The sequence below is a fragment of the Spiribacter halobius genome (assembly GCF_020883455.1).
Lineage (GTDB): Bacteria > Pseudomonadota > Gammaproteobacteria > Nitrococcales > Nitrococcaceae > Sediminicurvatus > Sediminicurvatus halobius.
In genome coordinates this window covers 1,593,837-1,606,724 of sequence record NZ_CP086615.1, presented here as the reverse complement: position 1 = coordinate 1,606,724, position 12,888 = coordinate 1,593,837, and the positions used below count along the sequence as shown (strand labels likewise).

Here is a 12,888-nt window from a genome sequence, read left to right as displayed (position 1 = left end):
AGCAGGCCAAGGAAGAAACACAACGACACAAAGAACACAAAGTTACACAACGAAGAATCTGATTTTCTTTGTGAATCTTTGTGTCCTTTGTGTCGTTGTGTTGAATCCCCGGACCTGTCCGGAGCTCTGAGCGCCAACAGCAACGCCACCCCCCATGCTCTGGCTCTGCCTGTATCTACCCGAGCTGCCGCTCACGGTCTTTACCCGGGCCGCGGATGCGGCGCTGCCGTTTGCCGTGGCCGAGGGGCGCGAGGTGCTTGCGGTCAACGCCGCCGCGCGCTCCGGTGGCGTGCTCCCGGGCATGAGCCTTGCCGCTGCGGGCGCGCTGCTGCCCGAGCTGCACCATCGCGAGCGCCGCCGGGACAGCGAGGCCCGGGCGCTGAAGCAGCTCGCCGCCTGGTCGCTGCGGTTCACGCCCCGGGTCAGCCTGCAGCCGCCCGCGGCGGTTCTGCTCGAGATCGGCGGCAGCCTGCGCTACTTCGGTGGGCTGGAGCGGCTCATGGGTCGGGTTCGGGATGGCGCCGCCCGGCTCGGCCACCGGCTGCAGACGGGCATCGCCCCCACCCCCACAGCGGCCTGGCTACTCGCCCGGGCCGGCGAGACCACGCCGGTGCTGGAGACCGGTGAACTGGCCGGTCGCCTGGACGGGCTGCCGGTAGAGACCCTGGCGCTGGAGGCGCGCCAGCAGGATGCCCTGCGGGGGCTAGGCGTGGAGACCCTGGGCGAGCTGTACCGGCTGCCCCGGGCCGGCATCGCCCGGCGCCTCGGCCCCGGGCTGCTGCGCCAGCTCGCCCGTGCCTATGGCGAGCAGCCGGACCCGCGGCGGGACTGGCAGCCGCCACCACGCTTCCGCAGCCGCCTGGAGCTCACCGCCGAGGTGGCGCATGCCGCTCAGCTGCGCCCCGGCTTCAGCCAGCTCATCGAGGAGCTCTGCGGCTACCTGCAGGGCCTGGGGGCCGGCGTGCGAACCTGCCGGGTAACGCTGGAGCACCTGCACCAGGCGGCAACGCCGGTGACCGTGGGCCTGCTGGCCCCGGCCCGGGAGGCCACACGCCTGCTCGCCCTGCTGGACGAGCAGCTCGAGCGCGTCCGGCTGCCCGCCGGGGTCATTGCCATCGAGCTTGCCGCGGGCACGCTGGAAGCCCTCGCCGCCGAGACCGGCAACCTGCTCGACGGTGACCGCGGCGGTCCGGCGGATGCAGGCTGGGAGCAGCTGGTGGAGACGCTGGCGGCCCGGCTCGGGGAACGCACGGTGCGCGGGCTCGCTGTCCACGAGGAGCACCGGCCGGAGCGGGCCTGGCGCTATGCCCGCCCCGGCGCCGGCGCCGCTGCACCCACCGCCGGGGAGCGGCCGCTGTGGCTGCTGCCGCAGCCCGAGCCCCTGAGCACCGCCGGCGGCCTCCCCCGCTGGCGCGGTCCGCTGGTGCTGGAGCACGGCCCGGAGCGCATCGAGTCCGGCTGGTGGGACGGCACCGACACCGCCCGCGACTACTACGTCGCCCACAACCCCGAGGGCGAGCGCCTCTGGATCTACCGCGACCGCCGCGCCCACCGCGGCTGGTACCTCCACGGCCTGTTCGCCTGAGCGACGACAGGTCAGCCCCATCGCGGTGCCTGGGCGAGGCCTGTGGGAGCGGCACCCCCGCCGCGAATCTCCCGGCCTTGGCGCACTCCCCGCCTTTGCGGTTATTCTTCCCGAATGTCCAATGAATACGTTACCCCGGCGCCGGCGCGCCCTGCCCTGCCCGTGCGCGGTACGACGGCGCGTTTCCCGGTGCGCCGCATCTACTGTGTCGCCCGCAACTACGCCGACCATGCGGTGGAGATGGGCCAGGACCCGACCCGGGAGCCGCCCTTCTTCTTTCAGAAGAATCCCGGCGACCTGGTGCCCGGTGGCGGCGATGTCCCCTATCCCCCGGCGACGGCCGATCTGCACCATGAGCTGGAGATGGTGGTCGCCCTCGGCGACGGTGGCCGCGACATCCCCGCGGAAGCAGCGCTGGAGCGGGTGTACGGCTATGCCCTCGGCATCGACTTTACCCGGCGGGACCTGCAGGCAGAGGCCAAGCGCCTCGGGCGCCCGTGGGCGCTCGCCAAGGCCTTCGACGGCGCCGCGCCCTGCAGCGAGCTGGTACCCGCGGCAGAGATCGGCCACCCCGAGCGGGGGCGTATCCAGCTGACGGTGAACGGCCAGGTGCGCCAGGACGGCGATCTCGCGCAGATGAGCTGGAAGGTGCCCCAGATCATCGCCAGGCTCTCGGCGCTGGTCAGCCTGGCCGCGGGGGACCTGATCTTCACCGGCACGCCAGCCGGCGTCGCGGCAGTCGGTGTCGGCGATCATCTGCATGGGCAGCTCGAGGGCGTTGCCGAGCTCGACGTCACGCTGACGCGCCCCGCGGCCTGAAGGTCAGCGCCCGATGCCGTAGACTGACGCCGGCAGGGGCAATCGAGGCGGGCAAGAAGCCGAATGCGTCGGATCGTGGTGATGAACACCAAGGGCGGTTGTGGCAAGACCACCATCGCCACGAATCTTGCCAGCTACTACGCTCGGCAGGGCCATGTCACCGCGCTCTTCGACTATGACGCCCAGCACTCCAGCAGCCACTGGCTGAAGCTGCGCAACGGCAACGCCGCCCCGATTCATGGCGTGACCGCCTACGAGCGCACTCCGCTGACCATGACCCGCAGCTGGCAGCTCCGCGTGCCGCCGGAGACGGACCGCATCGTGGTGGACACCCCGGCAAGCATCGACCGGCAGGATTTCCTCGATCACGTCCGCCAGGTGGACGCGATCCTCATCCCGGTGCTGCCCTCTCCCATCGATACCTCTGCGGCGGCGGACTTCGTCCGCGATCTTTTCCTCATCGGCAAGGTGCGCGGCGACCGCGTTCAGGTGGGGATCATCTCCAACCGGGTGCGCGCCAATACCCGGGCCTTCCAGGCCCTGACGCGCTTCCTCGGCAGCCTGGACATCCCGGTGGTGGCGCAGCTACGCGACTCCCAGGGCTATGTCCACGCCACGGACCAGGGCTGCGGCATCCACGAGCTCAACGACAGCCGCGCCGCCCGGGAACGTCACCACTGGCGGCGGGTGTACCGCTGGCTGGAGGAGGGGCGCTCCGGATTGAGTCCGACACCGCGGCCACTGTGAGCGCGGACAAGGGGCGGCACCGGAAAGAGGAGCCGGCCCGGGGGAGGGCCGGCAAATATCGACTCACAGGAGGAGAGAGACTATCGCATTCGCACCTCGCGAATACGCCTAGAATGATACTGGGAATGACGCGTAATGCCGTGACAGGGCTCCCACTTTACGAAGAACCCGTCCACAGAATCTGCATCTTGCCGCGACTGGGCGCGGACAGTATGCTCCGCGCCATGCAACGCCATCGATCCCTGCGCCACGCGGGCAGCACCCCGCCCCCGTCCCGGGCCTGACCCGGGCCGGGACCGGCTTTCCACGTAGCGGCCCTCCGGGCCGCAGTCTGGCCGTGTCCGGCCGTTGAACCGAATCGCTCAACGGACACGGAATCACTGTCATGATGGCCTTTGACCAGCTCCCTGCCGCGGTGCGCGGCACCGCACTCATCGCCTTTGCCGCTGCGCTCTGGAGCACCACCGGCGTGGTCTCCCGCGTGCTCTTCGACCACACCGACGTCTCGCCCTTCGCCGTGGCCTTCGCCCGGCTCGCCCTCGCCGCGCCGGCCTTCATCGGCATCGGCATGGCGGCCATGGGCCGGGGCTTCTTCCGCCTGCCGGCAGGCACCGGCCGCTGGATGATCGCCCTCGGCCTGGCCCAGGCCGGGTTTCAGGGCGGCTACCTCGCCGGCGTCAAGCTGATCGGCGCCGGGCTGGCCACCCTGGTCACGCTCTGCCTCGCACCGATCCTGGTGGCCCTGCTCGCCGCCCTGCTGCTGGGCGAGCGGCTGACACCCAGAGTGCTCGTCGCTCTGCCCACGGCGATCCTGGGCACTGCCATGCTCGTGGTCTCACCCCAGGCCCTGGCGCTGGGGGACGGGCTCTGGCTCGGGCTGGCGGCCGCCATGGGCGCTGCCCTCGTCTACGCCGCCTTCACCCTCATCGGCCGCTACGCCGCCGCCCGGGTGCATCCCATGCAGACCGCCGGCTTCGGCTTTGGCGCCGGGGCACTGGCGCTGCTGCCGCTCGCACTCGCCACCGATCCGGGTGCCGTGGCGGACGGTGCCGCCCTCGCAGTCCCGGTGATGCTGTACATCGCCCTCGTGCCCACGACCCTCGGCTATCTGTGCTTCTTCCATGGCCTTCGCCATACCACGGCCACGGCGTCGAGCATTCTCGTGCTGCTGGAGCCGCTCGGCGCCGCCCTGCTCGCCTGGGCGCTGCTCGGCGAGGCCCTGGGGCCATTCGGTCTGCTCGGAGCGCTGCTGCTGACCGGCGCGGTCTACCTGATCACCGTGCCCGGCCGGCCCTCAGCCCCGAGCTGACGCGAGGCCGGCGCCCTCGAGGAGGGCGTCGGCCGCAGCCCCGCCGCTCAGCCAGGCGCCTTCCACGCGGCCATCGGCAACCCAGTCGCCGGCCACCAGGAGCGCCCCGTCGGCAACATAACCCGCCGGCCACTCCAGCGGCGCGGTAGCGCGGGCGTAGCGCCAGCGATGGGGCACCGCCGCCAGGCAGCGCGGGCGTTCACCGGCCAGGGTGGCGAGCGCATCGAGGAGCGCGTTCGTAACAGTCTCCCCGTCCGCCTCCAGCATCCCGGCGCTCCAGGCGGGCGAGCCATGCAGCGCCCAGCATTCGGCCTCATGCATGCGTCCGGGGCGGCTGCCGCTGCGGGCGATCCAGCCGAGAGAGCCGGCGTTCACGAAGGCCGCATCCGGCAGCGCAGGCAATGGGGTCTCCAGCGCCACTGCCAGCGACCAGCACGGCGCCATGCCAGCCCGGGCCGCGGCCTCGGCCAGCGCCGGGGCGACGCCCTCGAGCAGCTCTCGGGTCTGCGGGGCCGGGGCGGTGACGAGCACGCGGTCGAAGGGGCCGAGGACACCCTGGGTGTCGGTCTCCAGGGTCCAGCCCGCGGCGCCCGATCGCAGCCCCGCCACACGCACCGCCAGCCGCAGATCCAGGCCCTCGGCCAGATGGCGCGCGAGCATGGACATGCGCGGGCAGGCCAGATACCGTGGCCCGCCAGCGGCGACCCGGCCCTCCGGCAGCACGCGGGGCGCCACCGGCCACTCGGCGACCACGCCGTCGCGCTGCCAGCGCGCCACTGCTTCCCGGAACGCCGGGTGACGCGCCGTGAAATACTGGGCGCCGAGGTCCACGGCACCGAGCGGCGTGCGCTTGGACACGGTACGGCCGCCCGGGCCACGGCCCTTGTCGAGCACGACAGGGGCGAGTCCTGCCGTCCGCAGCCGCTGCGCCGCGGCCAGCCCGGCGACACCGGCACCGATGATCGCTATCCGCATCGCTCCCCCGCACCCTGGCTGTCCCGCTCACTGGACCACGAAGCCGGTGGGGCGTTCACCCGCCCCACTGCTGCCAGAGGAGTCGCAGCATAAGGGTGACGCTTACCAGCACCACCAGGGGCCGGATCAGCCCGACGCCGTGACGGATGGCGAGGCTCGAGCCGAGCCACGCGCCGATGGCCTGCCCTGCAAGCATCGCCAGCCCTAGGGCCCAGACCACGTGCCCCCCGGCGAGGAACAGGGTAAGTGCCGCCACGTTGCTGGCGAAGTTGAGCAGCTTGGTCAGCGCCACCGCGCGGGTGGCACTGGCCCCGAGCAGCGCCACGGCGCTGGCGGTGAAGAACGAGCCCGTGCCGGGTCCGAAGAAGCCGTCGTAGAAGCCGATACCGGGAGCCGCCGTCAGGCCGTAGCCGAACCGCCCAAGCCGCGGGCGGCTCTCGAGGTCGCCGAGGCGTGGCGAGAGCAGAAAATAGAGCGCGACACCGCCGAGCAGCGCCGGCAGCACCCACTCGATGAAGCGGGTGTCCACCCGTTGTACAAGCCAGGTGCCGGCGGCCGCGCCCGTGAAGGAGGCGACGATGAGCCATCGCGCCCAGTGCAGATCCACCCAGCCGCGGCGGGTGTAGTTGGTAGCGGCCACCCCGGCGCCCACACAGCTCTGGAGCTTGTTGGTGCCGAGCGCTTCCAGGGGCCCTACGCCGGTGAGGAGCAGCGCCGGGAGCGCGATGAGACCGCCGCCGCCGGCGATGCTGTCGAGCCAGCCCGCGGCCACTCCGACCAGCAGCATGAGCAGCAGCAGTTCCGGCGCCCAGCCAAGCTCCGGCATGCCGGACTCCCGTTGTCGTCAAACCAAAAAAACCCCACAGGGCAAGCCCTGCGGGGTGTGTGTCGCCGGCGATGCCGGCGCGATCAGTTCTCGCCGAGGACCACGCTGTGGCGGACCGCCTGGCGCTGCTCTTCTTCCGCCTCGAGGTGGTTGTCGAGCAGGAATTCCCAGCCGTGGGCGGCGCTCAGCGTATATTCGACGGCGCGATCAGCGCGTTCCGTGCCGAGGTAATAGCCTGACGCAGGTTCGGGTTGGTCAGCATTCAGCTGCATGGTCATCGTCTCCTAAGGTGTGAATGGCAAGATCCGAAAACTTCATTAGTGTCAAGTGTAACAACCTGTATAACCCCTGTCGCCCTCGATTTGTGAGTGAGCTGATCAAGGGTTGTGCCTGGTTATCAGGTGTTCTTGCTGCGGCGCAGTTCTCGTTATGAATCCCGAACGCCCACGAGCGGCCAAATCGCCTCGCAGTGGGACCGCCTCGCTCGGAAGACTTCTACGGCGCAGACTCCTAAGGCAGGCTAATCGGTGAGACCCAGAACCTCCTCCATGCCGTAGCGCCCGGGGGGCTGCGCCACCAGCCAGCAGGCGGCCCGGACCGCACCGCCGGCGAAGGTGCGGCGACTGGAGGCCCGATGCGTGATCTCGATACGCTCGCCCTCGCCGGCAAAGAGGACAGTATGCTCGCCGACGATGTCGCCGCCGCGGATGCTCTGGAAGCCGATGGTCTGCGCGTCGCGCGCGCCCGTGTGCCCCTCCCGGCCATAGCAGGCCACCGCGTCCAGGTCGCGACCGAGCGCGCCGGCGACCACCTCGCCGAGGCGACGGGCCGTTCCGGACGGTGCGTCCACCTTGTGCCGATGGTGGGCCTCGATGATCTCCACGTCGAACTCGTCGCCAAGCGCGCGGGCGGCCAGCGCCGCCAGCCGGCACGCCAGGGTGACGCCGCTGCTGTAGTTGGGCGCAAACACCACCGGGATCTCCCGGGCCGCGGTCTCCAGCGCCCCCAGCTGCCGGCCATCCAGCCCGGTGGTGCCCACGGTGATCGGCACCCTGGCCGCCCGGGCCGCCGCGAGGTTGGTGTCGAAGGCGGCCGGCAGCGTGAAGTCGATCAGGACGTCGCTCGCCGCTGCGGCCGCCGCCGGATCGTCACCGAGAGTCACGCCGAGCGTGCCCGTGCCGGCCAGCTCGCCGGCGTCGCGCCCCAGCATGGCGCTGCCCGGGCGCACCACGGCCGCGGCGAGCTCCGCCCCCGGCCGCGCGGCAACGGCCTGGATAAGCTCCCGACCCATGCGTCCGCCGGCGCCGAGAATCCCGATGCGGGTCATGTGCGCGCCTCCGCGTTCAGAATTTCATGTTCTCGAAAAAGGACTTCACCGAGTCGAGCCACGAGCTGCCGCGTGGATTGTGATGCTCGCCGCCCCGCTCCAGGGTATCGGCCAGCTCCTCCAGCAGCTCCTTCTGGCGGGCGGTGAGGTTCACCGGCGTCTCCACGTTCACCCGGCAGAGCAGATCCCCGGGCGCGCCGCCACGCACCGGCGTCACGCCCTTGCCGCGAATGCGGAAGATCTTGCCCGACTGCGTGCCCGGCGGCACGCGCAGGTTCACCCGCCCGTCCAGCGTCGGCACCTCCAGATCTCCGCCGAGGGCGGCTGTCGGGAAGCTCACGGGGATCTCGCAGCGCAGATCCGCCCCGTCGCGCTTGAAGATCGGATGCTCGCGCACCGCGATCTGGACGTAGAGATCCCCCGGCGGGCCGCCGTTCTCGCCAGCCTCGCCCTCGCCGGCGAGGCGGATGCGGTCGCCGGTATCCACGCCGGCCGGCACCCGTACGCTCAGGTGCTTGCGGTCGCGGACCTTGCCGTTGCCGCCGCAGCGCGTGCAGGGGTCGCTGATCACCGTCCCGCTGCCGCGGCAGCGCGGACAGGTCTGCTGGATGGAGAAGAAACCCTGCTGCACGCGGACGTCGCCGTGGCCGTGGCAGGTGGGGCAGGTCTGCGGCTGGCTGCCCGGCGCCGCGCCGCTGCCGTCACAGGCCTCGCAGTCGACCATGGTCGGGATCTCGAGATCCTTTTCCGTGCCCTGGACGGCCTCCTCCAGCGAGATCTCCAGCGTCGTGCGCAGATCGGCGCCCCGGAAGACGCGGCTGCCGCCGCGGCCGCCACCACCCCCGAAGATATCGCCGAAGACGTCGGAGAAGATGTCCGCGAAGCTGGCACCGCCCGCTGCGCCACCGAATCCGCCCGCACCCCCGGCGGATGGATCCACGCCGGCGTGGCCGAACTGGTCGTAGGCGGCACGCTTCTGCGGGTCACTCAGGACCTCGTAAGCCTCCTTGGCCTCCTTGAAGCGGGTTTCGGCATCGGCGTCCCCGGGGTTGCGATCCGGGTGGTACTTCATTGCCAGCCGCCGATAGGCCTTCTTCAGGTCTCCCTCCGAGGCGTTCGGGGCCACGCCCAGGATCTCGTAATAGTCGCGCTTCGCCATGGTGCCCGTTCTGTACTGTTCGCCGTGCCTACCCGCCGCGCGGACGGGCCCGTGTGCTCGCTACCGGAACGCGAAAGGCGCAGGCCGCGCCGATGGGTCCCGCAGGACCCGCCGGGCGCGCTGCGCCTCGCTCGCGGGCGGGCGGCGCCAGCGGCGCCGCCGTGACGCCTACTTCTTGTCGTCCTTGACCTCCTCGAACTCGGCATCAACCACGTCCTCCTGGCTGCTGCCGGCCTCGGTGCCGCTGCCGCCCTGGCCGGCATCACCGCCGGCGTCGGTGCCGCCGGACTGGCCGCTGCCCTGCTGGTAGAGCTTCTCGGCAAGCTTGCCGGAGCGCTCCGCCAGGGCCTGGGTCTTGGCCTCGATGGCGTCCTTGTCGCTGCCCTTCATCGCCTCCTCGAGCTCGGCGATGGCGTCCTCGACGCCCTTCTTCTCCTCGGCGTCCACCTTGTCGCCTGCCTCGGAGAGGGACTTGCGCGCGGCGTGGATGAGGTTGTCCGCCTGGTTGCGGGCCTCCACCAGCTCGCGCGCCTTGCGGTCCTCTTCGGCATGGGCCTCCGCATCCTTGACCATGCGCTCGATCTCGTCCTCGGAGAGGCCGCTGGAGGCGCGGATCTGGATCGACTGCTCCTTGCCGGTGCCCTTGTCGCGGGCGGTCACGTGCAGGATGCCGTTGGCGTCGATGTCGAAGGTGACCTCGATCTGCGGCACGCCGCGGGGCGCCGGCGGAATGTCGGAGAGGTCGAACTTGCCGAGGGACTTGTTGTCCTTCGCCATCTCCCGCTCACCCTGGAGCACGTGCACGGTCACCGCGCTCTGGTTGTCCTCGGCGGTGGAGAACACCTGGTTCGCCTTGGTCGGGATGGTGGTGTTCTTCTCGATGAGCTTGGTCATCACGCCACCGAGGGTCTCGATGCCGAGGGACAGCGGGGTGACGTCCAGCAGCAGCACGTCCTTGACGTCGCCGCCGAGCACGCCGCCCTGGATCGCGGCACCGATGGCCACGGCCTCGTCCGGGTTGACGTCCTTGCGCGGCTCCTTGCCGAAGAACGCCTTCACCGCCTCCTGGACCTTGGGCGTACGGGTCTGGCCACCCACCAGGATCACCTCGTCGATCTCCGAGGCCTTGAGGCCGGCATCCTTCAGCGCGACCTTGCAGGGATCGATGGTGCGCTTGACCAGGTCCTCGATCAGGCTCTCCAGCTTGGCCCGGGTGAGCTTGACGTTGAGATGCTTCGGCCCGGCCTGGTCCGCCGTGATGTACGGCAGGTTGATCTCGGTCTGCTGCGCCGAGGAGAGCTCGATCTTGGCCTTCTCCGCCGCCTCGCGCAGGCGCTGCATGGCGAGCCGGTCACCGGAGAGGTCGATGCCCTGATCCTTCTTGAACTCGGCGATCAGGTGGTCGATCACCGCGCGGTCGAAGTCCTCGCCACCGAGGAAGGTATCGCCATTGGTGGAGAGCACCTCGAACTGATGCTCGCCCTCGACCTCGGCGATCTCGATGATGGAGATGTCGAAGGTGCCGCCGCCGAGGTCGTAGACGGCGACCTTGCGGTCCGCGCCCTTCTTGTCCAGGCCGTAGGCGAGCGCCGCCGCCGTGGGCTCATTGATGATGCGCTTGACCTCGAGCCCGGCGATGCGCCCGGCGTCCTTGGTGGCCTGGCGCTGGGAGTCATTGAAGTAGGCGGGGACGGTGATCACCGCCTCGGTGACCTCCTCGCCGAGGTAGTCCTCCGCGGTCTTCTTCATCTTCTGCAGCACCCGCGCGGAGATCTCCGGCGGTGCCATCTTCTTGCCGCGCACCTCGACCCAGGCGTCGCCATTGTCCGCCTTGACGATCTTGTAAGGCATCTCGCGGACGTCGCGCTGCACGACGTCCTCCTCGAACTTGCGCCCGATCAGCCGCTTGATCGCGTGCAGTGTGTTCTCCGAATTGGTCACCGCCTGCCGCTTGGCGGCGGCGCCCACAAGCACCTCCCCGTCGTCGGTGAAGGCGACGGTGGACGGTGTGGTGCGGCTGCCTTCCGCGTTCTCGATGACCCGGGCCTGGCCGCCCTCCATCACGGCGACGCAGGAGTTCGTCGTCCCCAGGTCGATTCCGATGATCTTGCCCATCTGTGCACTCCCTATTTATCTGTTCCGAGCCGCCCCGCGCCGGGGCGTCGTGAATTCATTACCGTTCCCGCCGTGTGATTTAGGTGGCGGGCCGGGATTTCAAGCCTGCTCGTCCACGTTGCCGCCACTCTGGCCGCTGCCGCTGCCGCCCTTGGCGACGATCACCATCGCCGGGCGCAGCAGCCGCTCGCCCAGGCGATAGCCCTTCTGCACCACGTGCACCACCGTGTTCGGCTCGTATTCCGTGGACTCCTGCGCGGCCATGGCCTCGTGCCGCTCCGGGTCGAAGCGCTCGCCCTTCGGGTTGAGCTCCTCGATGCCGAACTTCTCCAGCGCCTGGTTGAACATGCGCAGGGTGAGCTCCGAGCCCTCCCGGAGCTTGGCGACGTCGGCGCTCTCCTCGTTGGCGGCATCGACGCCCATCTCGAGGCTGTCCTTCACCGCCAGCAGCTCGCCGGCGAGCTTCTCCAGCGACTGCTGGCGCGCCTGCTCCACATCGCGCGCCGCACGCCGGCGCATGTTCTCCATCTCGGCCCGTGCCCGCAGGAACTGGTTCCAGTTCTCCTCGGCCCGCGCCTCCGCGGCTTCCAGCGCCTCCCGCAGGTCGGGCTCCGCCTCCGGCTGGGTCTCGCCCTTCGCCGGGGACTCGGCCGCGGCGTCGGGCCCTGGCTCGGTGTCGGCCGCCTCGGAGGGCGCCTGCTCCGGCGCCGGCTCCCCGGTGGCGGGCCGGTCCTTGCGTTCTTCCTCTGCCATCTGTCTCTCCGCCAGCGTCGTCGACTGCGTGAACGTAATTACCCGCGACGACGGACAGGTCCGTCGCCTTCGCGAGGCGATGTTTGGGGTCAATGCCCGGGTTTCAAGGCATGGCCGAGCAATCGGGCGGTGACGTCGACGATGGGGATGACCCGGTCATAGTCCATTCGCGTCGGCCCGATGACACCGAGCACGCCGAGCACTTCGTCATCGCTGCGGTAGGTGGAGGTGACCAGGCTCATCCCGTCGAAGGCCTCGTAGCCGGACTCCTCGCCGATGAAGATCTGGATGCCCTCGGCGGCCAGGCAGCGGTCCAGGAGGTGGAGGATGTCGCGCTTGCGGCTGAAGGCCTCGAACAGCTCCTTCAGCTTGTCCACGCTGGAGAGCTCGGCGAAGGTCATGAGGTTGGTCTCGCCGGCGAGCACGAAATCCTCCCCGCCCTCGGCGTCCTCCTCCTCGAACAGCTGCCGGGCGACGGCGATGGCCGCGCTCATCAGCCGGTTCATGTCCTGCTGATCGGCCCGCATGGCCTCCAGCAGCGCCCGCCGCACCTCGCTCACGCTCTTGCCGGCGAACTCCGCGCTGAGATAGTTGGATACCTGCTGCAGCTCGGCGGCGCTGTAGTCGCGATCGGCGTGGATCACGCGGTTCTGCACCTCGTGATCGTTCAGTACCAGGATCGCCAGGATCCGCCGCTCCGAGAGCGGCAGAAACTCCAGATGGCGGATCGCCCCGAAGCCGTGCTTGGGCAGGGTGACCACGCCGGCCAGCCGGGTGAGCCCCGAGAGCAGGTTGGAGGCGGAGTCGAGGAGATGCTCGGTGTCGCCCTCGCCGTCGAGGCGAATGCTCAGCCGCTCCACGTCCGGCCCTTGCAGGGGCTTCGCGGTGAGCAGGGAATCCACGAAGAAGCGATAGCCCCGGTCCGTGGGTACGCGCCCGGCCGAGGTGTGCGGGGCCCGGATATACCCGGCCTCCTCCAGATCGGCCATGACGTTGCGCACGGTAGCGGGGCTCAGGTCCAGGCCGGACTCGCGGGTCAGCACCCGGGAGCCCACCGGCTGGCCGTCCCGGATATAGCGGTGTACCAGCGCCTTCAGCAGGCGCTGAGCGCGTTCGCTCAATACCGGGTCTCCGCTTCTCCGGGCCATGGCCACTCCGCTATATGCGCCTCCCGGTGGCGCCAGTGACTGCGAGCAGGATTGGCACTCGCCGGCCGGGAGTGCCAGATTGACGCTATCAATGCCCCCGGGGGCTGTCAATTTGGCGCCCGCGG

Annotated in this window: 12 protein-coding genes; 4 read left to right on the top strand and 8 right to left on the bottom strand. The window is 70.2% G+C overall.

Annotated elements, in window-relative coordinates:
• Positions 1-154 precede the first annotated feature (154 nt).
• From LMH63_RS07290 to LMH63_RS07275, 4 genes are all read left to right on the top strand, one after another.
• Positions 155-1,585, top strand: a complete 1,431-nt coding sequence (locus tag LMH63_RS07290; protein ID WP_109679728.1) for a Y-family DNA polymerase — start codon at positions 155-157, stop codon at positions 1,583-1,585.
• A 114-nt stretch (positions 1,586-1,699) separates the two neighbouring features.
• Positions 1,700-2,404: a fumarylacetoacetate hydrolase family protein gene (locus LMH63_RS07285; protein WP_109679729.1), complete on the top strand. Its 705-nt coding sequence runs from the start codon at positions 1,700-1,702 to the stop codon at positions 2,402-2,404.
• Between the two features lie 63 nt (positions 2,405-2,467).
• Complete coding sequence (locus LMH63_RS07280) at positions 2,468-3,151, top strand: nucleotide-binding protein (RefSeq protein WP_109679730.1); 684 nt, start codon at positions 2,468-2,470, stop codon at positions 3,149-3,151.
• 385 nt (positions 3,152-3,536) lie between these two features.
• The gene (locus LMH63_RS07275; protein WP_109679731.1) at positions 3,537-4,460 is read left to right on the top strand and encodes a DMT family transporter; all 924 of its coding nucleotides are present in this window, start codon (positions 3,537-3,539) and stop codon (positions 4,458-4,460) included.
• On the opposite strand, the gene LMH63_RS07270 is transcribed toward LMH63_RS07275, so the two are convergent.
• The 8 genes from LMH63_RS07270 to hrcA form a co-directional block, all read right to left on the bottom strand.
• Positions 4,446-5,435, bottom strand: a complete 990-nt coding sequence (locus LMH63_RS07270; RefSeq protein ID WP_109679732.1) for an NAD(P)/FAD-dependent oxidoreductase — start codon at positions 5,433-5,435, stop codon at positions 4,446-4,448. The two genes, LMH63_RS07275 and LMH63_RS07270, sit on opposite strands and share 15 nt — an antisense overlap.
• A 55-nt stretch (positions 5,436-5,490) precedes the next feature.
• A complete protein-coding gene (locus LMH63_RS07265) occupies positions 5,491-6,261 on the bottom strand; it encodes a TSUP family transporter (protein ID WP_109679733.1) in 771 nt (256 codons plus the stop codon).
• Positions 6,262-6,344: 83 nt separating this feature from the next.
• Positions 6,345-6,539, bottom strand: a complete 195-nt coding sequence (locus LMH63_RS07260) for a hypothetical protein (RefSeq protein WP_109679734.1) — start codon at positions 6,537-6,539, stop codon at positions 6,345-6,347.
• 242 nt (positions 6,540-6,781) lie between these two features.
• Positions 6,782-7,588: a 4-hydroxy-tetrahydrodipicolinate reductase gene (gene dapB / locus LMH63_RS07255; RefSeq protein WP_109679735.1), complete on the bottom strand. Its 807-nt coding sequence runs from the start codon at positions 7,586-7,588 to the stop codon at positions 6,782-6,784.
• A 16-nt stretch (positions 7,589-7,604) separates the two neighbouring features.
• Positions 7,605-8,747 (bottom strand): molecular chaperone DnaJ, encoded by a 1,143-nt coding sequence (dnaJ, locus tag LMH63_RS07250; RefSeq protein ID WP_109679736.1) that lies wholly within the window; start codon positions 8,745-8,747, stop codon positions 7,605-7,607.
• 168 nt (positions 8,748-8,915) lie between these two features.
• Positions 8,916-10,862, bottom strand: a complete 1,947-nt coding sequence (gene dnaK, locus LMH63_RS07245) for a molecular chaperone DnaK (RefSeq protein WP_109679737.1) — start codon at positions 10,860-10,862, stop codon at positions 8,916-8,918.
• Positions 10,863-10,961: 99 nt separating this feature from the next.
• Positions 10,962-11,615: a nucleotide exchange factor GrpE gene (gene grpE / locus LMH63_RS07240; protein ID WP_109679738.1), complete on the bottom strand. Its 654-nt coding sequence runs from the start codon at positions 11,613-11,615 to the stop codon at positions 10,962-10,964.
• An 89-nt stretch (positions 11,616-11,704) separates the two neighbouring features.
• Entirely contained in the window at positions 11,705-12,763 is a 1,059-nt protein-coding gene (gene hrcA, locus LMH63_RS07235) for a heat-inducible transcriptional repressor HrcA (RefSeq protein WP_109679739.1), read from the bottom strand.
• Positions 12,764-12,888: the final 125 nt, after the last annotated feature.

Bases quoted from the DNA above. Each gene is read 5' to 3' on its own strand.
- LMH63_RS07290 (WP_109679728.1), top strand. From the start codon at position 155: ATGCTCTGGCTCTGCCTGTATCTACCCGAGCTGCCGCTCACGGTCTTT.
- LMH63_RS07285 (WP_109679729.1), top strand. From the start codon at position 1,700: ATGTCCAATGAATACGTTACCCCGGCGCCGGCGCGCCCTGCCCTGCCC.
- LMH63_RS07280 (WP_109679730.1), top strand. From the start codon at position 2,468: ATGCGTCGGATCGTGGTGATGAACACCAAGGGCGGTTGTGGCAAGACC.
- LMH63_RS07275 (WP_109679731.1), top strand. From the start codon at position 3,537: ATGATGGCCTTTGACCAGCTCCCTGCCGCGGTGCGCGGCACCGCACTC.
- LMH63_RS07270 (WP_109679732.1), bottom strand. From the start codon at position 5,435: ATGCGGATAGCGATCATCGGTGCCGGTGTCGCCGGGCTGGCCGCGGCG.
- LMH63_RS07265 (WP_109679733.1), bottom strand. From the start codon at position 6,261: ATGCCGGAGCTTGGCTGGGCGCCGGAACTGCTGCTGCTCATGCTGCTG.
- LMH63_RS07260 (WP_109679734.1), bottom strand. From the start codon at position 6,539: ATGACCATGCAGCTGAATGCTGACCAACCCGAACCTGCGTCAGGCTAT.
- dapB (WP_109679735.1), bottom strand. From the start codon at position 7,588: ATGACCCGCATCGGGATTCTCGGCGCCGGCGGACGCATGGGTCGGGAG.
- dnaJ (WP_109679736.1), bottom strand. From the start codon at position 8,747: ATGGCGAAGCGCGACTATTACGAGATCCTGGGCGTGGCCCCGAACGCC.
- dnaK (WP_109679737.1), bottom strand. From the start codon at position 10,862: ATGGGCAAGATCATCGGAATCGACCTGGGGACGACGAACTCCTGCGTC.
- grpE (WP_109679738.1), bottom strand. From the start codon at position 11,615: ATGGCAGAGGAAGAACGCAAGGACCGGCCCGCCACCGGGGAGCCGGCG.
- hrcA (WP_109679739.1), bottom strand. From the start codon at position 12,763: ATGGCCCGGAGAAGCGGAGACCCGGTATTGAGCGAACGCGCTCAGCGC.